Here is a 22,349-nt window from a genome sequence, read left to right on the forward strand (position 1 = left end):
CGCGGCCTGCCCGCCGGAGCACGAAGCAAGCCGCATACCCCGCCGCCGTCCGCCGGTTGCGCGACAGCGGATGTGCCCCGTCGCGCGCCGTGCGGCACAGGTGATGCGCAGCCGTTGATCGGCGGAATTGAGTTCCTTATGCTTTCGAAGGTGCCAATTCCATTTTGAATACCCCGCCGGCCGCCGTGCGCGGCCAGCCGGGCGTCTCCCGCCCGCATTCAACCGTTTCGATGACGAAAGACCACACGCTTACCGATCCTCATGCGCCGCTCGGCCCGGCCGATGCGCGCGACCTGCTGCACCGTTTCGCCGAGTTCCGCTTCGAGACCGTCGTCGAGGCGATCAGCGACTACGCGGTCTTCATGCTCGATCCGCATGGCAACGTCGCCACGTGGAACGCGGGCGCGCAACGTATCAAGGGCTACCGCGCGGCCGAGATCATCGGCAACCATTTTTCCCGGTTCTACCCGCCGGAGGCCGTCGCATCCGGGCGGCCCGCGTTCGGGCTCCAGCAGGCGATCGCCCACGGCCGCTTCGAGGACGAAGGCTGGCGCGTGCGCAAGGACGGCTCGCTGTTCTGGGCCAGCGTGACGATTACCGCCGTGCGCGGTCCCACGGGCCAACTGGCCGGCTTCATCAAGATCACGCGCGACATGACCGAGCGCAAACGCCTCGCGGAATTGGAAGCCTCCACGCACCGGCTGAGCGTGTTCATCGCGATGCTCGCGCACGAACTACGCAATCATCTCGCGCCGCTGAGGCATTCGGTCGGCGTGCTGCAAAGCCTGCCCGATCCCGCACCCGCGCTCGCGCAGTGCCGCGACGCCGTGCACCGCCAGGTCGGGCAGCTCACACGGCTCGTCGACGATCTGCTCGACGTCGGGCGCATCACCGCCGGCAAGGTCGAACTCGACCGCGAGCCGGTGACGGTGCGCGACATCGTGTGCCGCGGCGTGGAAAGCATCCAGCCGAAGCTCGCCGCGCGCGGGCAGCACATTCGCATCGATCTGCCGCCCGATCCGGTGCTGTTGCGCGGCGACGCCGCGCGACTCGTGCAGGTGCTGCACAACCTGCTCGACAACGCGTCGAAATTCTCGCCGCACGGCGCGCGCATCGACGTCGACGCGCATATCGAAGGGCCCGTCGTCGCGATCCGCGTGACCGATCCTGGCGTGGGCATCGCACCCGGCGCGCTCGAATCGATCTTCGATCTGTTCGAACAGGAAGGCGCGCCGGGCCGGCGCCCGTCAGACGGCTTCGGGCTCGGCCTCGCGATCTGCCGGTCGTTCGTCGAGCTGCACGGCGGAATGATTTCCGCCGAAAGCGGCGGCCCCGGCCTCGGCTCGACGTTCACCATCCGGCTGCCGGCCGAGCGCGAGCCGCGCACCGCCCCCGCCGATACGCCCGCGCCGCGCCCGCCGCGGCAACCGGCCGCCGGCCCGCTGCGCATCGTCGTGGTGGATGACAACCGCGACTCGGCCGACACGCTCGCCGTGCTGTTGCAAGTAAAGGGACACGCGCCGCGCGTCGCGTACAACGCGCACGACGCGCTGGCGCTCGCGCGCGACACCGTCCCGCACCTGATGCTGATCGATCTGTCGATGCCGGACGTCGACGGCTATACGCTGCTGCGCGAACTGCGCGCGATCGACGCATTGGCCGGCATGATCTGCGTCGCGCTGTCCGGCCACGCCCGAGCGGCCGACCTTGCGCGCACCGCGAACGAAGGCTTCGACGATCACCTCGTGAAGCCCGTCGAGATGGCGGTGCTCGATGCGCTGCTACAGCGTGTCGAGCGCGAGGCCGGCGGCACGCCGTAATCGCTGCGGCCATCGCGCGGCAGATCGCGGCTCATCGCCGTGCAGATTGCGTAGGCACGGGCCGCCCTGCTCCACGTTTCCACCGGCCTTTTCAATGCATTTGTGCATCCGGAATGCAGGGCGCGTCATCGCCGCAATTTATCTTATCTGTCGATCAAAAAATTCCGAGATGCATTCCTTTTATTTAAATTTCACCCAAAATTCATCACGTTCGTCGGCGACGCGTACCACGACGATGCCCTGCCCGACATTCCGAAGACATTGCGGGACGCCATCGATATCAGCGCCAATTCGACGTGGTTGCGCGAAGCATTAGGCGACGAGGTGGTCAATCATTACGTGCATGCCGCGCAACGGGAACAACTCGAATACGATCGCCGCATCACGGACTGGGAATTGACCAGGGGCTTCGAGCGAAGCTGAGCGCCGCCGGCGCCCCATCCCGCAGCTGACGAAAAACATACCCTGCCGCTGGCGAACAGGGGCCGCCGGAATCGAGTCAAGCAAGACAAACGAGGGCGATCCCGAAGAAGATTGGCATCTGCGAGCGTCGGCGCGCCGGCTTGCTGGGCATTCTCACAGCGCGCCGCCACACGATGCGAAGCGCGAGCCGCATGAACGAAGCGTTCACCGTGCGCTTGGCGAAATTGGCAAACGAGCACCTGGGCGGCGGCACGCGCGTTCGGCAACACGGCAATCAGCGCTTGCACGCCGGGATTGGCGCTCACTGCCGCACACGTTGCGATGCGCCTGCATGGAACGGGAAACGCTGCGCGATTGCCACACCGGCGAGCGCGACGCCGCCGCCGATCAAGTGATAAAGCCGCAGCGATTCGCCGAGCAGCACGATCGCGCCGCCGGCCGTTATCACGGGCAGCAGGTTCATGAACATCGCGCAGCGGCTCGGACCGAGCAGCCGCACCCCCTGCATCCACAGATACGGCAGCGCCACCGATGCCAGCACGCCGGCGTACAGAATCAGCGGTACGCTCGCGCGCGTCGGCCACGCGGCGTGCGCGGGCAGCCGGATCAGCATCGGCGCCATGAACACGAGTGCGGCAAGCGCCTGCACATAAGTCGACTGCCAAGCCGGCAACTGACCGATACGCCAGCGTTTGAGCAGCACGCCATAGAGCGCATAAGCGGCCGACGCGGCCAGCATCAGCAGATCGCCGGCATGCACGCCGCGCGCGGCGATCGCTATCGGATGCCCTTCGGCGATCAGGTAGACGACGCCCGCGAGCGACAGCATGCCGCCGCCCACCATCCCCGCGCCCAGCGCATCGCCCAGCAGCAGCGAGCTGAGCGCCATCGTCATCAATGGCACGAGCGCGGTGATGATCGCCATGTTGGTCGCACTCGTCGTTTTCGCGGCCTCGTAGGACAGGCTCTGGAACAGCGCCATCGCGAGAAAGCCGAGTGTCGCGAGCTTCGGCAGACGCGCGACGAGCGCCGCGCGATTGCATCACGCGGGGCACAGCGTGAAGACGCTCATCAATGCGACCGCGAGCAGCAGCCGATAGAACGTGATCGCAGACGGGTCGATCGTCGACGCGGACAGCTTCGATACGACGACGTTGCCAGCCCACAGCGCGATCGCGCAAAAGGGAAACAGAAAAGGAGACTTGTTCATCGCGTTTGACGGATTAAGATAGTGACGGGGCTTGACGTGCAGCGGAACGCCATCGTGCCAGCCCGCCCAACTGCCTGTCTCACGCCAACATGTCACGACTTGTCGCCAATCGGACAATCGAGTCCACGCCGTCCTTCGCCCACCTGCGCTACGAATCGACACCGATGCCCGTGTCGGCAATGGCGGCTGTGTACGCCCACGGCACGTCGATCGCGCCGCATCGCCATCGCCGCGCGCAATTGCTCTACGCGATCGAGGGCGTGATGCACGTGCAGTCCGAAGGTGCGTCGTGGATCGTGCCGCCCACGCGCGGCGTATGGCTCGAAGCCGGCCTCGACCATACAGTGCAGATGAGCGGCAACGTTCAGATGCGCACCGTGTTCGTCGAGCCAGGCGCGATCGAGTGCCTGCCCACGCGCAGTTGCGTGGTGGAAGTGCATCCGCTGCTGCGCGAGCTGATCCTAGCCGCAGTCGATATGCCGCTCGACTACAGGCCAGGCTCGCGCCACGATCACCTGGCGCATCTGCTGCTTGCCGAGGTGACGGCCGCGCCGCTGCTGCCGCTGTATCTGCCGTGGCCGCACGACGCGCGCCTGCGGACGATCTGCGAGACGCTCGTCGCCGCACCGGACGACCCGCGCACGATTGCCGAGTGGGCCGGCCTGCTGGGCCTGTCGGTGCGCACGCTCCATCGCGCGTTCCAGCGCGAGACCGGACTCAACTTCCGCCGCTGGCGCGAGCAGGCGCGGCTGCTGCTCGCCCTCAAGCGCCTTGCGCATGGCGAGAAGGTGCTGACCGTCGCGATGGATCATGGCTATAGCAGCCAGAGCGCGTTCTCCGCGATGTTCAAGCGGCATTTCGGTGTGCCGCCATCGGCGTTTTATGCATAGCGGCGCTGTCGGAGCATCGTTCCCGCGATGAGGACCATGCGCGCAAGCGCCGGCGCCATCGTGTGCGGGTGATTGCGCTCACCTGGCCATGCACGAGACAGGTCCACGGCACCGTGTCCGGCGTGTTCGCCGGATCGGCTGCTGCAAGTGATGCACGCGCATCCCGTGCAGGGGGCTATGCCGAGGCTTCGGCGGCCCCCGTCAACCAAGGTTGGCAGCCCCTTATTTCAAGATCGTGAAATTCGCGGGCGTCACGGCGAAGAACACGTTGTCAGTGCAACTTACCCGGATGCGCGCCTTGTTCGACGCCACCGCCGGCAACGTAACCTTGGCTTTGCCGTTATTGGGCGTGCTCGCCAGCAGCGGCTCGGACAGATAGTGATACCCTCCGTCTAGCGATAAATCCAGCTTGACGTTAGTGCAGGCGATCGGCGCGGCGTTGGTCTGCGCCACATTCCAGGCCACGGTTTGCTCGGAACCCGCCTCCCATTTCACAGCAGATTTCGGCGCGGTGACGGCGAACGAGCTGCCGGTATCGACCACGTTCACATACATATTGCCGCTCGCAGTGTTCGGCCCCACGCCTAGTGAGCGAGCCATCGCGACGTTGTCTCGCACCGTCACCCGGAAGCTGAGCTTGCGATTGGTCGCGGGATAGACTTCGCCATTGCCAAGCGGCTCGTCGCCCAGCACGGCGGCCAAGTGTGGGAACGTCTGCTCGGCTTGGGCATGCGGCTTGAATGAGCGGAAGATCGGGCCTTGGCCGTCGTCCTTCAGTTTGCCGAATTGCTCCGGACCGAAATCGAATTGCTCCCAAGTATAAGTCAAGCCGCTTGCCTTGCTGCCTTTAGCCGCCTTCACCTTCAGCGTGAAAGGTGTTTTGGCCGGAATGGTGACACGAGAAAAGCTTGTGCGCAACTTACTCGGGATCGCACATGAGGTCGCACGAAACCCGCGACCGAGTTGAGCGTGGGGATGTGGGACAAGCCGCTTGCGGAAGCGCGCCCGGCCAAACACAGGCCGTTATCCCAAACAAGCCCAAGCAGCAGATGAGCAGTGAGTCGGCCCAGAGGTTTTGATCAGTCATTCGGTGCGCTCCGTCTTGCACGCTCGCATCCCAATTGAACAACCGTTAGGCTTGCCGATAATACAAATTCTGAGGATGCCTTGCTTCGGCGAAGAAGAACCACCGCTCCGCGACGAGCCCTGCGTATTGAATCGCAGACGCCGCGCACAACAGCACAAACGAACCATAGAACGAACGAATGCTGCCGCCGAGCGCCACTAGAAAAATCGGTACGACAAAGGCGGCAACGATGAATGTCCACTTGATGCGCTCTAGCGTCTCAGGCGTCTTGCCGTGAAAGAATTCGTGCAGATTGAAGGCGCCCGCCGTAAAGCCGCGTGACTGCTGTTCGACCCGCGCGGCACGTATGCCAGTCGCGCTCTGCACCGTCGATTTCGGTTTGAGCCGCGCGTTGCGCACAAGCGATGCACTGCGCGATGCGAAACCGCCGAGCGTCAATGTGCAGGCTGCTACCGCAAGCGGCGTCAGAAGCGTGGGCGCAAGCAATGCAGCGCAGGCGGTCGCGACGGTGAAGCCTGATGCGCAACCCAGCAGGGCGAAGTTGATCAGCGTAAGCGGCGTCGCCCACTCCTGCAGAAAACGCAGGCATGCGTAAATCATCGCCGTGCAGATGAACAACGTCGCGCTCGCCATGGCCGCAACCATGCCGATCGCCAGTGCATAAGGCGACGAAACGGCATGCGCTACGCCATAAGCGAACGTGCATGCGAGAAACAGCGGCAACGCCAGGCATTCGCGTGACAGCCACGATGTTCGCCACATCGCGATAGCGCGCCACGCGCGTTCGGGATGACCCAGATGGAAGAACGATGCAAAGAGCCCCAGTGCAGCGAGCAGACATGACAGCGCCGCACCGGCGACGTAGAACGCCGGCGGCACGGCGGCAGCATCGCCGAAGCCGAGCCGCAACGCAGCTTGGCTTACGACGAGCGCGATCAACAACCCCTGCCCCGCGCCGCTCAACGTCGTGAGAAACACCACGGAAAATGCTGGATTCATTGTCTTTTCCCCAGAGCGTCCGGATTCAGACCCGCGTCGCGATGGAAGCGAGATGAAGCGCACCGCGCTCGAGCTGAGCCTCGATTGATGCAATTTCATCGTGCTCGGGAGACGTCTTGCACGAGCACGACTCGCCGCCGCACGACGACACCTTTTGGCGCGGCAAATAGTGATTCGCGGGCCGCGTACCCCATTCCGGCATCAACTGATAGCCGCCGCGTTCGCGGATCGCCTTTGACACGTTCGAATCAGGATCGTGTATATCGCCAAACAGTCGTGCCGAGGTCGGGCACGCCAGTACGCACGCGGGCTTACGATCCCGCTCCGGCAACGTCTCGTTGTGGATTCGGTCCGCGCACAGCGTGCACTTGGTCATTTCCTTGCGCGCTTCGTCGATTTCGCGCGCGCCGTAAGGGCAAGCCCACGAACAGTACTTGCAACCAATACACCGGTCATAGTCGACCAGCACCAGCCCGTCTTCCTTGCGCTTGTAGCTCGCGCCGGTCGGACATACCGGCACGCACGGCGGCTCCTCGCAATGCAGGCACGACTTCGGAAAATGAATGGTATCGGCGAGCGGAAACTCACCGGCTTCGAAAGTCTGCACGCGATTGAAGAAGGTGCCGGACGGATCGGCGTCATATGGGCGGAAGTCCGCGAGACTGCCCGCCTCGCCTGACGTGTTCCATTCCTTGCAACTCGTCACGCAGGCGTGGCAACCCACGCAGACATTCAGATCGATTACGAGTGCCATCTGGGTCATGTCATGCTCCGTTCAATTGTGCCGTGTCGCTTTGCGCAGCCGCGCCGCGAATTCGCCGCGCCCCGCGAAATACGTCTGCACGATGCGATGAAGCAGGCCGCCCGAACCCGTACCCACCACTCCGGGCATCGCCGCCGGCATTGGCGCGAATTGCGGCAGGGTATGGCTGGCGTGCGCCTCGGCAGGATAGACGCGCACACGCACGTCATACCAAGCGGCCTGCCCCGTCACCGGATCGGAGTTAGAGGTGCGCGCATGTTGCGGGTCGGCAACGGGAATCTCATCCGTGATCAGGTGATTCAGCAGGAACCCTCGCTGCGATTCGTTGGCCTCCGGGCCGAGATTCCATGCGCCCGCTGCCTTGCCAATCGCATTCCATGTCCATACCGTACCCGGCTCGACGGCCTCGCTATAGCGCGCAAGACACCGCACCTTGCCCCATTGCGATTCGACATAGATCCACCCGCCATCCTCGATACCTTGCGCGGCAGCCATGCGTGGATTCATATACAGATAGTTCTCGCCATGAATCTGCCGCAGCCACGCGTTCTGCGAATCCCACGAGTGGTACATCGCCATCGGGCGCTGCGTGACGGCCGCCAGCGGAAAACGCGCGTGATCGGTCGTTCCGTGTTCGAGCGGCGGATGCCAGAACGGCAGCGGATCGAAATAGTGCGCCACGCGCGCACGCAAATGGTCGGGCGGCTGCCGCCCTTCGGTCTTGCCCTGCGCGGCGAGCCTGAATTTCTGCATCACGTCGGAATACAGCGCAATGACGATTGGCTCTGCGAATTTTCGAAAACCCTTCTCGACTGCGAATTGCAGGTATGGCCCGTTCGCATTGCGCATGTACTGCAACGGCTCGGGCAGCGTGTAGTGATAAACGCAGTTGTGCCGCGCATAGGCTTCCCATTGCCGCGGATTCGGCTCGCCGACCAGGGCCTCCTGGCCGTCCTTGCCGCGCCAGCCGATCAGGAACCCAACTCCGGAACCTGGCGCTGTCTGGTAATTGACGACGAAATCCGGATAGTCGCGATACTTGCGCTTGCCGTCCGGTGTCGTGAAGGCGGGAAGTTTCAGCCGGCTCGCCAGCTCGACGAGCACCTCCTGGAACGGTTTGCATTCGCCAGTCGGCGGCACGACAGGAACACGCACGGAGTCGACCGGGCCATCGAATTCGGAGATCGGGCGGTCCAGCATCGACATTGCATCGTAACGTTCAAGGTAAGTCGTATCGGGCAGGATGAGATCGGCGAATGCCGTCATTTCCGACTGGAACGCATCGCATACGACGATGAATGGAATTTTGTACTCGCCGTTTTCGTTGCGATCCGCGAGCATCTTGCGGACCTCCACGGTGTTCATCGACGAATTCCATGCCATGTTGGCCATGAAGATCAGCAGCGTATCGATGGGATAGGGATCGCCGCGCCACGCGTTGGTGATGACGCTGTGCATCAGGCCATGCACGGCAAGCGGATATTCCCATGAAAACGCCTTGTCGATGCGCACCGGGTCGCCGTTGTCATGAATGAACAGGTCTTCGGGGCCGGCCGGCCAGCCAAGCGGGCCATTGGCGAGCGGCGTATTCGGCTTGACGTCGCCGGGGCTGTTCGGCGGCTTGGCCGATGGCGGCACGGCACGCGGATAGGGCGACTTGTGCCGGAAGCCGCCCGGGCGGTCGATGGTGCCGAGCAGCGACATCAGCACGGCAAGCGCGCGGATCGTCTGAAAGCCGTTCGAATGTCCGGCCAGACCGCGCATTGCGTGGAATGCGATCGGCGCGCCCGTCACGGTGTCATGCGTTTGTCCCCAGGCATCGGTCCATTGAATCGGCAACGAGATCTTTTGGTCGCGCGCCACGTCGGCCATTTCCTGCGCGAGCCGGCGGATCGTATCGGGTGCGATGCCCGTGATGTCCGACGCCCATTGCGGCGTGCAACCCGCCACTTGTTCGCGCAGCAGCGAGAACGACGGCGCAACGGGCGTGCCGTTTGCCAGCGTATAACGCCCTTCAAGCGCGGGACGCACGCCCGGCGTGTGATGCAGGACTTCACGCCGGCTCACGGGATCCCACCACATATGGTTCTGCGGAAACAGGGCATTGCGTTCCTGCGCCCCTTCGTCCCGCACGAAAAGGCCATAGGTGCTGGAACCCTCGCGCATGTCGAGCAATTCGCCCGCATTCGTGTAGCGCTCCACGAACTCGCGGTCATACGCATCGTTTTCGATCAACTCATGCATCAGCGCCATGAACAGCGCGCCGTCGGTTCCCGGACGGATCGGCACCCATTCGTCCGCGATTGCCGCATAGCCCGTACGGACCGGATTGATCGCGATGAAGCGGCCGCCCGCGCGCTTGAACTTCGAGATTGCAATTTTGAGCGGATTCGAGTGATGGTCTTCGGCGGTGCCGATCATGAAGAACAGCTTCGCACGATCGAGATCGGGGCCGCCGAACTCCCAGAACGAACCGCCCATCGTATAGATCATGCCTGCAGCCATGTTCACCGAGCAGAAGCCGCCATGCGCGGCATAATTAGGTGTGCCGAACTGCTTGGCGAAAAGCCCCGTCAAAGCCTGCATCTGATCGCGGCCGGTAAAGAGCGCGAATTTTTTCGGGTCGGTTGCGCGCAGATGCGCAAGGCGCTTTTCCAGCACGTCGAACGCGACATCCCATGAAACTGGCTCGAACTGCGCCGTGCCACGCAACGCATCTGGCTTACGCATCAAAGGCTGCGTGAGCCGCGCGGGCGAATACTGCTTCATGATGCCCGACGAGCCCTTCGCGCAGATCACTCCCTGATTGAGCGGATGGGCCGGATTGCCGTCGATATAACGCACCTCGCCATCGCGCAGATGCACACGAATCCCACATCGGCAGGCGCACATGTAGCAGGTCGTCGTCTTGACCTCCAATTCTTCGTTTTGCGTGCGTGCTTTGCGCTCCATCCCATCCTCCGTCGACACTCTCGTCAGCAGCGGCACAAGCTCGGCAAGCAACGGCACCGGTCACGATGCGCATGCTTGCCGGACTTCATCGGCCTCCATGCTAAGAGCGGCACGCGCAAAAGAAAAATCGCCATTTCGTATCGAAATCATCGCAGCAACCGATAGTTAAGCTATGCCGCCTTGCGGCGGCTCACGATACGGCTGCACGGCGAAAATCGCCGCCACCGCGTCGCAGTAAGCGGCAGACGGCATGATCGAATGTCGATTTCAACGGTGAGGAAGCAGGACGGCAGAGATCCGCGAAGCGCCAGGTCGATTTTGATCGACCGGCATTTCGTCGATAAACGCCCGTCGGTGCTGCGTTCGGCTAACGCCAAACATGTCGCCGCCCACATATGAACAAAGCCAACGCCAAGGTGGATGGCTATCGAGCGTAGCTGGATCTTGGCGCGAACGCGAGGTGCCGAGACCCGGTATCGCGCACTGCAACTTCTGCCAGCTGATGGTAGACAACCGTTAGCTATCCGATATAAGTATGCAGGCAGGATGCAGAATTTCCGTGTCGACGCGCTCGGGCTTCACACGGTTGATCGAAAAAATCGATCTGCGTAAAAACGATCTACCAATGCTCCACGCAAAGAAGATAACGGATACAAAAGAATAGCGAACAGGTTTATCGCGGTCTTGCGGCTCTGAGCGACGCACCGCAATCGGTCGGTACGCGCGCCAGATGCGTTTCGCTTGCACCTCGCCTTTCGAGACGGGCCCCCACGCCTCGATGGCCTCGGCTAACTGCGATTTGATATGCTTAATACCAAGCGGATTCACGTGCCTGAGCGCAGGCCGCCAAGCTCACCGCCTTGCCGTCCGGTGAACGGACCATCGGCCGGCTGCACCGCTCGCATCGGGCAGCCGGCATGGGGCCAGTCTCGATCGATCACATCATGCCGGGCAATCGGGCGCGCCGAGCGATAATGGAATCGGCGTTTCACCGGCATCCGCCTCATCGCGTTACTAGACCGCACTAGCCGCGCTCGCTGCCTTGGCCTTCTTCGCCGCGCGATGATGGCCAATCGCGCACCCCGCTGCCGAACCAGCCACACTATGATGACCGGCAACGTGGCCGGCGACAGCGCCCACCGCGGCCCCCTTCAGACACCCTTCTGCTCGCGCCGAAGCGGAAACGGCGAACAATGCGACGCAAGTCGCTGTGATCGCGAGGAATTTCATTGCAAGTTCTCCTTGGAAAAACAGTAATCGGCGCGGCACGCTTCCATACGACAACGTACACGCCGTATTCTCAAAAACGCGTTTGGCAGAAAAGGACGCAAGTAGGACGTTGGCATCATGCTCACGCCGTCTGCTCAAACGCATCCCACTTTCGTCCGATGCCGCGCCGCCCTATTTCTGGACGGTGTCCCGCGCCATTCGTCCGATCAGCGCCGCGACGCCCGCGCGCGCGGCCGTCATGACCAAACGCCGCGGCCCCAGCAGCACGCACCCGACGAGCGCCACCGCGATTGCAATGCCGGCGGATCCGCCGAGATTCGGCAGCGTCATGGCCCGATAGCCGGCGGCATTACCGCGTGCGGAAATCGGCCTCGTCATGTCGATCACTCGGTTCGACGAAGATAATTCGGTGCGCGTCGCGGCCATGCGGGCAAGCAGCACCCTGCGTTGTGCTTCCGGCGAACCCTCTGCTGTTCGTCGTTTCATCACATACTCTCTTTAATGGTCTGAATGTCGCGCTGCAATTCCGCAGCCAGAACGGAAAACGTGCCGCGCTCATCGCGCATGCGCACCGCAACCCAGCACCCGATGGACACGAGCATCCAGAACGCGGCGACGCTCCACGCGATCTCGATCAAGTACGGCGTCGTCGCAGCACTGACAATCGCCGCCACGGACACGAACGCCAGCCCCAGCATGACACTCAAGCCGAGCAGCGCATATAGGATCAAATCGCGCAGGAAGTACTTCCGGGCGAGATCGAACTCGACTGCCGCCAGACCTGCATAATCGGTCAGACGCGAGGCCGAAAATTGTGCGACGTTTTGCCATTTTCTGAATTTTGAAAGCACAACCATGACATGTTCCCGTGATGACTTCACCGCGCGCGGACCCGTTCCACTAAAGCGATTGCGATTAACGCTTCGACCACATTGCGCCGATGATGAAGCTCACCGCCGCAACAGCGGCCAGCGTCGCAAGCGGATTGTTTGCCGCAACGTCGCGCACCTGCTCGAGCGCCTCGCCATAGGACTGTTGGACCTTGCCTGCCACCTCGCGCACCGCTCCCTCGACCTGCAGGTCGGTATTGCCCACGGCGTCACCCACCGCCGCTTGCGCGTTGCCCACCAGCTTCTGTACCGTACCTTCGGTTTTTTCGAACATAATTGACCTCGTCGTTAAATTTGCTTGTCTAATCGTCGGGATAACGTTGGCTCACATCCGCGAAGCCATTCGACATCCCGGGAGCTAGTGTAGAAAAGCGGCCATTCGCGCACCATGTTCAAACGTACCGGAACAATTAGTGCATTTGAGGGATGGGAGGGTACGAGTTCAACCGCCGTGCATATCGGCAACCCAAGTATTTCAGCGTGAAGGGCGCCGATCAAACGGAACGGGAAAAGAAATAGCAGAATAATTCAGGATGACCAACGACAGCGCGATCGATGCGACGCAATTTGAATGCGGATATTCCCCCGGACGCTTCGCAAGGCATCCGGAAGCCATCGTCGCGTTCCCGTGGGTCATGGTGGCAACGCTGCGCACCATAATGTCGACTTCGGCTACCGTCGATCGTGGCCGGCAGTCGCCTTTTTCTCGTGGCTATTCATTACACGCGCAACCACTTCGATGAAGTGCTCAAGCGGCGGCGTCTCGTATTCGGCCTGTTTAGCCTCGTCGTCCCACCGCCGCAAACCTAAGGCTTCTTCGGCGAATGGCTTTCGCATGAATGCGATGGCCTCGTCCCTGGAAAATATCCCGCCTTGCAACCGCAGGCTGCGTACCGAATCCGCGGATAGTCGGCTCGCGTATTCGGCGTCGATCAAACATAAATAGCGTTTGGCATCCACATGAAGCCGGATCGGCTCGAGTACGGCGTCTGGTAGAACAGGCCGAAGAAAAGGCAGCACGCAATATTGATGCACGTCGTCGACGTCGTGATCGGCCGGGCCGTTGGCGCGATGGACTAGAAGATGGCCCAGGTCGTGCAAAAATGCCGCGCAGACGAGGTGATCGTGCGCGCCTTCGGCTTGCGCAAGCGTGCCGCATTGCAAGGCATGCTCAAGCTGAGTGACGGGCTCGCCGCTATAGGCCAGAGAACCGTGCAGTTGGAACAGGCTTCGAATATCTTCGAGATTTAATGCCATCGGTCCTCCTGAAAGCGGGCGGCGCGATCGCCCTGCCTTGGCCGCAGTTTAACGGACAGCGATGACAGTCGAATGACGTTATCTGGTCGTCTAGACTGGCCAAGATGGGTAGTCGGCAGGCCGCGACCGACATCGACTCATGCCCCGCCGATATTCGACGGCTCAATGCCCGACGCTGATGCACGGCGACGCATCACGCCGCCGCCCCGCGAAGCCGGGCCAAATGCACTGCTTCAAGCGGCTGATCGTCTAAGCAGCCTCGACGCGGCGGCGCTGCACGACGCCATCCGGCGCGCGAGCGTCGAGCGGCGTGATCACGAAGTCGAAAGCAATCTCCACAAACGGAGCGCTCAGGCTGTGCGCCTGGAGCGACGCAGCGTCGCTACGCTCGACGATATCGGCAATCAGATCGTCGCGCGTCGCGAACGCGAAGTCGTCGTGCAAATACGCGTCACCGGCGATGTTGATTTGCGTCGTCAATTGACGATGGCCGGGCGCGCTGACGAAGAAATGGATGTGCGCCGGGCGCTGACCGTGGCGGCCGATCTGATTGAGCAAATGCTGGGTCGGGCCGTCCGGCGGGCAGCCGTAGCCGGACGGCAGAATGCTGCGGAATTCGTAGCGGCCGTCGGCGCCCGTCCGAATTCTGCGGCGCAGGTTGTACCGGCTCTGCGATTTGTCGAAGAACGAATACATCCCTTTCGTATTCGCATGCCAGACGTCGACGATCGCGTTTCGAACCGGCTCGCCGGCCAGATTGCGCACGACGCCGTGCATGATCAGCGTGCGGCCCGCGTCGGTGCCGTCGTCCAGGCGCGCGGTGCCGTCCGATAGCGGCGCGCCGCCGACATACAGCGGGCCTTCGATCGTGCGCGACGTCCCGGTTTCGATGCCGGCGGCGGCGTCTTGCGCGTCCATCCGGACGTCGAGATAGTGCTCGAGGCCGAGACCGGCGGCGAGCAACCCCGCCTCGCCCGCCGCGCCGAGATCGTTCAGGTACGCGATCCCCGCCCAGACTTCGTCGGGCGTGATGTCGAGGTCGTCGATCGCCTTAAACAGATCAGTCAACAAACGATGAACGATCTGCTTTGCGCGACGCGAGCCCTGCTCCGATGTCAGTCCACTGGCGAGTTCGGCGAATGCGCGCATTTCTGGCGTGGTTGCGATCTTGATGCTCATCTGAGCAGTCTCCTCAATGGTGGGCGGCGCAACGGCCGCGCCTTTCGGTATCGGAAGCGGCGGAATCAGCGATCGTCGTCGAGCAGCGACGACGGATGCCGGCACAACGGCATCACGTCGATCTGCATGTACGGAAAAAGCGGCAGCGACATCAGATAGTCGTGCAGTTGCGCGGGACTTTCGACGTCGAAGATGCTCACGTTCGCGTATTGCCCGACGATGCGCCAGATATGGCGCCATGCACCGCTGCGCTGCAATTGCTGAAAGCGCGCCTTCTCGTCGGCCTTGAGCTTGGCGGCGACGTCGGCCGGCATGTCGTGCGGCAATTTCACGTCCATACGCACATGAAACAGCATGGGTTCGTCTCCTCGAATCAATGTCGAATGTCAATAGCGCGCGGCCGCGACCGTCACGCGCGGGCGATCGCGCCGCAGCGCGTCGACGCGCGCTTCGTCGAGCGCGATGCCCAGACCGGGGCCTGTCGGCAAATACAGTTCGAACGCGTCATAGCGCAGCGGCTCAGTCAGGATTTCCTCGGTCAGCAGCAGCGGCCCGAACAGCTCGGTGCCCCATTGCAAGTGCGCAAAGGTCGAGAAAAGCTGCGCCGATGCAATGGTGCCTACCGCGCCTTCGAGCATCGTGCCGCCATAAAGCTCGATACCCGCCGCATCGGCGATCGCGGCCACCTGCGCCGCGGCGAACAGCCCGCCCGATTGCTCGATCTTCACCGCAAACACATCGGCGGCCTCGAGGCGCGCGAGTTCGAGCGCCGTCTGCGGGCCTTGCAGCGATTCGTCGGCCATCACCGCAACCGGAAAGCGCCGGACGAGCCGCGCAAGCGCGCGCGGCGACGCGACTGGCTGCTCGACGAGATCGCATCCCGCGTGCGCGAGCGCCGCAAGCCCGCGCACCGCCTCGGTTTCGCTCCATGCCATGTTCACGTCGACCCGCACGCTCGCGCGCTCGCCGAGCGCGCGCTTGATTGCCGCAACGTGCGCAATGTCGTGCGCGAGCGGCCGGCCGCCGATTTTCAGCTTGAACACATTGTGACGGCGCAGCGCGAGCATCTGCTCGGCTTCGGCGATATCGCGCGCGGTGTCGCCGGACGCAAGCGTCCAGGCCACCGGCAGCGTATCGCGGCGCCGCCCGCCGAGCAGCTCCGATACCGGCCGGCGCGCCGGCCGAGCGCGTCGAGCAGCGCGGTCTCGACCGCGCACTTCGCGAAATGGTTGCCTTTGACGAACTGGCCAATCCGCGCCATCAGCGCCTGCACGCGCGTCGCATCCGCGCCGACCAGTTGCGGCGCGATGTAACGGTCGATCGTCAGCTTCATGCCTTCGGGGCTTTCCGCACCGTAGGCCATGCCGGCGATCGTCGTGCCCTCCCCGATGCCGACGATGCCGTCGGCGGTACGAATGCGCACGAGCATCAGCGTCTGGCTCTGCATCGTCGCCATCGACAACCGATGCGCGCGGATCGTCGGAATGTCGAGCAGCAGGGTTTCCACGCGCTCGATGCGCGCTTCGGCGCGGCCGGAAGGAGTGAGTGCGGTATTCATGGGCACGAGTCTAGAAATGCGCACGCGCCAAATCCAACACTATTTGCGTCTTATTAGATACCTTAAAGGTATGATACAAAGTAAACGTTTGATTTTTTTCTGTTTTTTATCATCAAAATACCTTGATCGAAAGAAATACCGGAGGCTGACTCGATGGACATCAGACAACTGCGCTACTTCGTTGCCGTCGCGAACGAGCGCAACGTCACGCGCGCGGCCGAGTTGCTGCATATCGCACAGCCACCGCTGAGCCGGCAAATCCAGCAGCTCGAGGACGAGCTGGGCGTGCCGCTGCTGATCCGCACGAGCCGGCCACTGAAGCTCACCGAGGCCGGGCGGCTTTTTTACGAGCAGGCGCTGCAGATTCTCGGGCGCGTCGAGCAGGCGAAAAACATGACGCGCCGCGTCGGCAACGGCGAGCGTAGCGTGTTGTCGATCGGCTTCGTCGCGTCGACGCTTTACAGCGGACTGCCGACGCTTGTGCGGCGTCTGCGGCAGCATGATCCCGCGCTCGACGTGCAATTGATCGAGATGTATTCGATCCAGCAAACGCAAGCGCTGAAAAGCGGGCGGATTGATCTCGGCTTCGGGCGATTGCGCATCACCGACCCGGGCGTCGAGCGGCTCGTGATATACGAGGAACGGCTGATGGCCGCGTATTCGCCCGATCACCGGTTCGCGCACGACACCGCGCCGCTGCCGGTCGACATGCTTGGCGGCCAGCGCGTGATCATTTACCCCAAAGAGCCGCGGCCGAGTTACGCGGACCAGGTGCTGTCGCTGCTGCACGATCATGGCGTGCATCCGCCCGAAATCACCGAGGTTCGCGAACTGCAAACCGCGCTCGGGCTCGTGGCCGCGGACGCCGGAATCTGCATCGTGCCTTCGTCCGCGCGCTTCATCCGCCCGGACGTGCTGTACCGGCCGCTCGCCGACGAATTCGCGACGTCGCCGATCGTGCTCAGCCACCGGCGGCACGACCGGTCCGAGTATGTCGAATTCGTCAAGGCATTGACGCTGGAGATGTACCGCGAGCATCCGGGCTGAGCCGAGCGGCCCGGAGCGCGGCGGATTCGAGAATAGCGAGAAAAGCCGTCGACCTGCCGGCTCGGCTCCCCGGCAGACCGGCCAGCCAGCCGGCCAAGCCGCGCCGATTGTTTCAAGCGGAATTCGGCAATCCCGATGAATCGCCCTCCGCAGCGAACGACGCCAATCGCCGCTTGTTTAAAACATTCGAAACGGCGACGTCAAACTCGACGAAATAGGCGGAATCTTCGGTTCCGACGACATACCGGCATCTGTATCCGACGGTATATTCGGATAACGAATGAACGACAAAATGGCGGTTTGGATATAAAGTCCGTCAGGCACCCCGGCGTGCTTCGAACCTGAATTCGAACGCATCGGTCGACAACGCTTGCGCCGTCGCAGTGCAGGCGTTGCCGCACGGCCATACCGCGAGATGCTAAATAAATTCAATATAGAAACAGGGAGACATGCAATGCGGGATGAAAAAAGGGGATGGCCTCCCCTGCTCGGCGTGGCAGCGACGCTGCTGTCGCTCGCGCACTGTCCGGCGGCCGGCGCGGCGGCGGACCCGTCGAATCCGGCCGTGGCTTACCCGGCGAGCGCCGCGTTGGCGGCAGTGTCCGCGCAGTGCGGCGACCGGCGTGCGACGCGCTTCGTCGCCAATAATCTCGAATTCCGCTTTACCGGCGACGCGGGTTTTCATATCCGCCACGTGAATGCGTGGCTGAACGCAAACGATCCGTCTCGCCCCATCGTGATGGATGATCCCGAATCGTTCCGGGTCGATGTGTCGAACGGCGAAATATCGATGACCGGCGCCAATCTCGCCGCGCTGCTGAACCGCGAATTGTCGGACGCGCACGCGCCGATTCGCAACACGCAAATCAAGGTCGTCAACAACGGACTGCAAATTGTCGGCGAACTGCTGCGCGGCAAAAGCTGGCTGCCGATGACGCTCACCGGACGCCTGATGCTGGACGATGCGGCAACGCTCGGCTTCGAAGCCGACAATATCCTGATCGACGGCGTCGAGGTCGCGCCCAGCCTGCATGTCGCGCGGCTGACCATCCAGAGCATCGTGCCGTTGCACACCCGCTCGATCTCGTTGCGGGACAACCGCATCGTGATCCGAGTGATGTCGATCCTGCCGCCGCCGCAATTCCGCTTCTCGATTCAGGCAATCAACCAGACCGGCGAGCGCATCGTCATGACGCTGGGTCCCAGCCTGGGTTCGAGTTCGGCTTCGAACCCGGCGGCAAGCGCGACGGCCGGCGTCAACGCCGCCCCCCGTGCCAACACGAAAACCGGCGTCGATGCGTGTGGCGAGCCGCCGCTTGCATCGGCCGCCACCGGGCTGATCAGCGATCCCGCCCGCAGCTATCTGCTGCTGTCGGGCGGCGACATTCGCGTCGCGCGCGTACTCGCCCGGGACACCACGCTCGCGTTTTCCAGCGCCGATGCGTCCGAAACGCTGACGTTCAGCCTTTACGATTACCGCACCCTGCTGCAGCGCTGCAATGTCCGCTTGGGAATAGACGGTAGCGTTTCGATCATCAAGCGGCCCGATGCCGATAAACAAGCCAGGAGGCTCCAATGAAGCCGATCCGAGCATGGCGCTGGGCGATGGCGGCCGTCATTTGCAGCGCCGCCGCGTTGCCGGTCTTGGGCGCGGACACTGCCCCGGCTGCACGCCCGCAATGCGAGCGCTTGACGTCGGCCGCGCAGCCGCCGGTCGCGCCGGACGCGCCGGGTGACGATACGGCCATCGCGCAAGCCGTCATCGATCCGGTGTCCGGCTACGCCACGCTGCGCAAAAAAAGCGCCGCCGCCGATGCCGGCCGGCCGTCGACCAGCTATGCCGCATGGCGCAAGTTCTGGCAGGCCGACATCACGCCGCTGCCCGCCGGCGCGCGGCCGCCTTGCCCGCCTGCCGCGACCGACCGCCGCTCGGGCTATCCCCGCGTCGGCATCCAGATCCGAAACAGCGACATCTATCTGAATCAGGATCTCGGTTTTCACGTGTTGCAGCTGGATGGCTGGCTCGAACCCAAGCGCGCCGACATGCCGGTCGATTTCGACGCGCCCGACACTTACGACCTGCGCATCGAGAGCGGCGAAATCATGGTGCCGTTCGAGGTGCTCGCGACGCTGTTCAACCGCTACATCCTGACTTACCCGGGCGCGCGGTTCACCGACGTCAAAACGAGCTACTACACGGCCAAGCAACTGATGATCACCGGCCGCGCGAATCCTTGGGGCCTGCTGCCGCATCCCAGCGTGCCCGTGACGATGATCGCCGACATCGCGACCATCGACGACCGGCCGGTGCTGCGGCTGACACCCCAGCAAACTCAGGCGTTCGGCCTGCCGCTCACGACAATGATGCACCTGACGGGCATCGGGCTGGCGTCGGTCGTGCCGATCACCGCGGCGGGCGTGGACTTCAAGGGCAATACGCTCGATATCGACTATCAGGCGCTGTTCCCGCCGCCGAAGATCGTCGGCAACGCAAGCGCCGCGTGGGTCGGCGCGCGCGGGCTGTATCTGCGCTTCGGCAAACAGGGCGAAACGGCCATGACTTTCGCGCCGCCCGGCACGTTGCCGCAGTCGTACATCTGGCTGCAATCGGGCGACGTCAAGTTTTTCAACCTGACCTTGCTCAACGCGCGAGCGTTGATCCGGCCGACGCCGTTGACGCGCACGTTCAGATTCGCGCTCAACGACTACCGGCAGCGGCTCGCGTCCGGCGACGCGACCATCGCGCCGGACGGTACGCTCGAAATCGCGCTTCCGCCGAATTGACGCGGTGGCGGGCGCCGCAGGTTCCCCGTCGGCCGATCCGGCGCGGCGCGGCGCCGCATTCGCGTCCAGCGTCACGCCAGCCTCGGCAGCCCCCCTTCGCGTCCGGCCTCTCGGCGCACGGCGCGCTCGTCGACTCCGGCTGAGACGCCGTCAACCGCCCGGCTCGTTCAATGCCTCGCCGATCGGGCCGGCCGGGCGTCTGCCGCCTCTGCGCCGGCGCTATCCGCAATCTTCCTGCTTGCACTTTATCTTTACATCATTCAATGTAACGATAAAAGAGGCGCAGCCGTCTGCGCTCGGAATACGATACGGAGACACGCCCGATGGCGCATTACGACACAATCATCCGGAACGGCTTATGGTTCGACGGCACAGGCGCCGCGCCGCGCACGCGCGATCTCGGCATCCGCGACGGACGCGTCGCCACAGTGTCGGACACCCCGCTCGCCGCCGACAGCGCGCAATCGATCGACGCGAGCGGCAAATGGGTGATGCCCGGCTTCGTCGACATCCACACGCACTATGACGCCGAAATTCTTGTATCGCCGGGCCTGCCCGAATCGGTGCGCCATGGCGTGACGAGCGTTTTTCTCGGCTCGTGCTCGCTGTCGACCGTGCATGCCGACGCGCTCGACTGCACCGACCTCTTCAGCCGCGTCGAGGCGTTGCCGCGCGAGCAGATGCTCAGCGTGCTGTCGCGCGTGAAGACCTGGGATAGCGCCGCCGGTTACGTCAGCCATCTCGAATCGCTGCCGCTCGGCCCCAACGTTGCCGCGTTCCTCGGCCATTCGGACTTGCGCACGTATGTAATGGGGCTCGGACGCGCGGTCGACGACCATGTGCGCCCCGACCGCGCCGAATTGCAGCGCATGGAAGCACTGCTCGACGACGCGCTCGACGCGGGCTTCGTCGGACTGTCGTCGATGACGACGCCGTGGGACAAGCTCGACGGCGAGCGATACCGGTCGAAATCGCTGCCGTCGACGTTCGCGACATGGCACGAATATCGGCGCCTGAACCGGGTGCTGCGCCGCCGCGGGCGAGTGTTGCAAAGCGCGCCGAATACGACTAATCCGCTGAACGGCCTGCTGTTCATGGCCGCGAGCGCGGGCTATTTCCTGCGTAAGCCGCTGCGCACGTCGCTGCTCGTGGCCGCCGACAGCAAGGCTGCCCCGAAAGGCACGCTCGACGTGTTGCTGAACGGCGTGAAGTTCGCGAACGCGCTGCTGCGCGCCAAGCTCGTCTGGCAGCATTTACCCGTGCCGTTCGAAGTGTACGCGGACGGCATCGATTTCGTGATCTTCGAGGAATTCGGCGCGGGGCGCGCGGCGCTGCACCTGAACGATGCGCTCGAGCGCAACAAGCTGCTGCAAAACGAAGGCTATCGGCGCCAATTCCGCAAGCAGGTCGGCAAGGGGCTCGATCTGCGGCTGTGGACCCGCGATTTGTACGATACGTTGATCGTCGACTGTCCGGATGCGTCGGTGATCGGCAAATCGTTTGGCCAGGTTGCAGACGAGCGCGGGCTGCATCCGGCCGATGCGCTGCTCGATCTCGTCGTTTCGCACGGCAAGCAAGTGCGCTGGCGGATGACGATCGCGAATCATCGCGCCGACGTGCTCGACCGGGTCGCGACGCATTCCGCATTGCAGATCGGTTTTGCCGATTCGGGCGCGCATCTGCGCAACATGGCGTTCTACAACGCGCCGGTGCGCTTCCTGCGGCGCGTGCACGAAGCCGGGCAGGCCGGACGGCCGTTCATGACGATCCAGCAGGCCGTGCATCGTGTAACGGGCGAGCTGGCCGCGTATTTCGGCATCGACGCCGGCACGTTGCGCATCGGCGATCGCGCGGATATCGCGATCATCGATCCCGCGCACCTGGACGCGTCGGTCGACGCGTATCACGAGCAGGCGATGCCGGTATTCGACGGGCTGCGCCGGCTCGTGAACCGCAGCGGCGCGGCCGTCGCGGCAACGCTCGTCAACGGACAGACCGTGTACCGCGACGGCGCGTTCGCCGACGGTTATGGCGAGCGGCAACGCACGGGGCGTTTTTTGCGCGCGGCAACCCGTTAGCCTATCCGGCCCGGCCGCCGCAACGTGGCGAGCGCCCGTCTACGCACGCGTCTTCGACGCATCCGGCAGCGGTGGCCCGCCGGGCAGGTTTCGCCGGCCCCTGCGACGGCAGGCCAGGCCCACGCGTTGCGATATGGCAAGATGACGGAAGTTCGATCATTGGCCCTGCGCCGTCCGCCGTC

Annotated in this window: 18 protein-coding genes and 2 pseudogenes; 7 read left to right on the forward strand and 13 right to left on the reverse strand. The window is 63.4% G+C overall.

What is annotated here, in order from left to right; genetic code table 11:
• Nucleotides 1-230 precede the first annotated feature (230 nt).
• Both BSIN_RS13175 and BSIN_RS13180 read left to right on the forward strand, forming a co-directional pair.
• A complete protein-coding gene (locus tag BSIN_RS13175) occupies nt 231-1,820 on the forward strand; it encodes a PAS domain-containing hybrid sensor histidine kinase/response regulator (RefSeq protein WP_089340841.1) in 1,590 nt (529 codons plus the stop codon).
• A gap of 102 nt (nt 1,821-1,922) precedes the next feature.
• A complete protein-coding gene (locus BSIN_RS13180) occupies nt 1,923-2,243 on the forward strand; it encodes a glutamine synthetase (protein WP_256583782.1) in 321 nt (106 codons plus the stop codon).
• Nucleotides 2,244-2,544: 301 nt separating this feature from the next.
• Here the strand turns inward: BSIN_RS13180 and BSIN_RS13185 are convergent.
• Nucleotides 2,545-3,453 (reverse strand): annotated as a pseudogene (locus BSIN_RS13185) (DMT family transporter).
• An 89-nt stretch (nt 3,454-3,542) separates the two neighbouring features.
• On the opposite strand from BSIN_RS13185, the gene BSIN_RS13190 reads away from it, so the two are divergent.
• The gene (locus BSIN_RS13190) at nt 3,543-4,343 is read left to right on the forward strand and encodes an AraC family transcriptional regulator (protein WP_089340843.1); all 801 of its coding nucleotides are present in this window, start codon (nt 3,543-3,545) and stop codon (nt 4,341-4,343) included.
• Nucleotides 4,344-4,565: 222 nt separating this feature from the next.
• Here the strand turns inward: BSIN_RS13190 and BSIN_RS13195 are convergent, their stop codons facing one another.
• The 12 genes and pseudogenes from BSIN_RS13195 to BSIN_RS13250 all read right to left on the reverse strand — a co-directional run bounded on the left by BSIN_RS13195 (nt 4,566) and on the right by BSIN_RS13250 (nt 16,258).
• Nucleotides 4,566-5,261: a hypothetical protein gene (locus BSIN_RS13195; RefSeq protein WP_143757435.1), complete on the reverse strand. Its 696-nt coding sequence runs from the start codon at nt 5,259-5,261 to the stop codon at nt 4,566-4,568.
• A 214-nt stretch (nt 5,262-5,475) separates the two neighbouring features.
• Nucleotides 5,476-6,429 carry a dimethyl sulfoxide reductase anchor subunit family protein gene (locus BSIN_RS13200; protein ID WP_059519758.1) on the reverse strand — a complete coding sequence of 318 codons (954 nt, stop codon included), beginning with the start codon at nt 6,427-6,429 and terminating at the stop codon, nt 5,476-5,478.
• Between the two features lie 25 nt (nt 6,430-6,454).
• Nucleotides 6,455-7,192: a 4Fe-4S dicluster domain-containing protein gene (locus tag BSIN_RS13205; protein ID WP_059519759.1), complete on the reverse strand. Its 738-nt coding sequence runs from the start codon at nt 7,190-7,192 to the stop codon at nt 6,455-6,457.
• 12 nt (nt 7,193-7,204) lie between these two features.
• Nucleotides 7,205-10,144 (reverse strand): molybdopterin oxidoreductase family protein, encoded by a 2,940-nt coding sequence (locus BSIN_RS13210; RefSeq protein ID WP_089340913.1) that lies wholly within the window; start codon nt 10,142-10,144, stop codon nt 7,205-7,207.
• Nucleotides 10,145-11,158: 1,014 nt separating this feature from the next.
• Nucleotides 11,159-11,374 carry a hypothetical protein gene (locus tag BSIN_RS26505; RefSeq protein ID WP_083237482.1) on the reverse strand — a complete coding sequence of 72 codons (216 nt, stop codon included), beginning with the start codon at nt 11,372-11,374 and terminating at the stop codon, nt 11,159-11,161.
• A 171-nt stretch (nt 11,375-11,545) separates the two neighbouring features.
• Nucleotides 11,546-11,800 carry a hypothetical protein gene (locus BSIN_RS13220; RefSeq protein ID WP_256583783.1) on the reverse strand — a complete coding sequence of 85 codons (255 nt, stop codon included), beginning with the start codon at nt 11,798-11,800 and terminating at the stop codon, nt 11,546-11,548.
• Nucleotides 11,801-11,859: 59 nt separating this feature from the next.
• Nucleotides 11,860-12,231, reverse strand: a complete 372-nt coding sequence (locus BSIN_RS13225; RefSeq protein ID WP_089340846.1) for a hypothetical protein — start codon at nt 12,229-12,231, stop codon at nt 11,860-11,862.
• A 58-nt stretch (nt 12,232-12,289) separates the two neighbouring features.
• Nucleotides 12,290-12,538: a CsbD family protein gene (locus tag BSIN_RS13230; protein ID WP_089340847.1), complete on the reverse strand. Its 249-nt coding sequence runs from the start codon at nt 12,536-12,538 to the stop codon at nt 12,290-12,292.
• Nucleotides 12,539-12,936: 398 nt separating this feature from the next.
• Complete coding sequence (locus BSIN_RS13235; protein ID WP_089340848.1) at nt 12,937-13,521, reverse strand: phosphonate degradation HD-domain oxygenase; 585 nt, start codon at nt 13,519-13,521, stop codon at nt 12,937-12,939.
• 249 nt (nt 13,522-13,770) lie between these two features.
• Nucleotides 13,771-14,700 (reverse strand): catechol 1,2-dioxygenase, encoded by a 930-nt coding sequence (gene catA, locus BSIN_RS13240; RefSeq protein ID WP_089340849.1) that lies wholly within the window; start codon nt 14,698-14,700, stop codon nt 13,771-13,773.
• Nucleotides 14,701-14,765: 65 nt separating this feature from the next.
• Nucleotides 14,766-15,056, reverse strand: coding sequence for a muconolactone Delta-isomerase (catC, locus tag BSIN_RS13245; RefSeq protein WP_059519765.1), 291 nt, complete (start codon nt 15,054-15,056; stop codon nt 14,766-14,768).
• 30 nt (nt 15,057-15,086) lie between these two features.
• Nucleotides 15,087-16,258, reverse strand: a pseudogene (locus BSIN_RS13250) (muconate/chloromuconate family cycloisomerase).
• Nucleotides 16,259-16,411: 153 nt separating this feature from the next.
• On the opposite strand from BSIN_RS13250, the gene BSIN_RS13255 reads away from it, so the two are divergent.
• The 4 genes from BSIN_RS13255 to BSIN_RS13270 all read left to right on the forward strand — a co-directional run bounded on the left by BSIN_RS13255 (nt 16,412) and on the right by BSIN_RS13270 (nt 22,167).
• Nucleotides 16,412-17,305 (forward strand): LysR substrate-binding domain-containing protein, encoded by an 894-nt coding sequence (locus BSIN_RS13255; protein ID WP_089340850.1) that lies wholly within the window; start codon nt 16,412-16,414, stop codon nt 17,303-17,305.
• A gap of 454 nt (nt 17,306-17,759) precedes the next feature.
• The gene (locus tag BSIN_RS13260; protein WP_143757436.1) at nt 17,760-18,884 is read left to right on the forward strand and encodes a hypothetical protein; all 1,125 of its coding nucleotides are present in this window, start codon (nt 17,760-17,762) and stop codon (nt 18,882-18,884) included.
• Nucleotides 18,881-20,089 (forward strand): hypothetical protein, encoded by a 1,209-nt coding sequence (locus BSIN_RS13265; protein WP_143757437.1) that lies wholly within the window; start codon nt 18,881-18,883, stop codon nt 20,087-20,089. The genes BSIN_RS13260 and BSIN_RS13265 overlap by 4 nt, the downstream gene beginning before the upstream one ends.
• A 323-nt stretch (nt 20,090-20,412) precedes the next feature.
• Complete coding sequence (locus BSIN_RS13270; RefSeq protein WP_089340853.1) at nt 20,413-22,167, forward strand: N-acyl-D-amino-acid deacylase family protein; 1,755 nt, start codon at nt 20,413-20,415, stop codon at nt 22,165-22,167.
• Nucleotides 22,168-22,349: the final 182 nt, after the last annotated feature.

This window comes from Burkholderia singularis (assembly GCF_900176645.1).
Taxonomy (GTDB): Bacteria; Pseudomonadota; Gammaproteobacteria; order Burkholderiales; family Burkholderiaceae; genus Burkholderia; species Burkholderia singularis.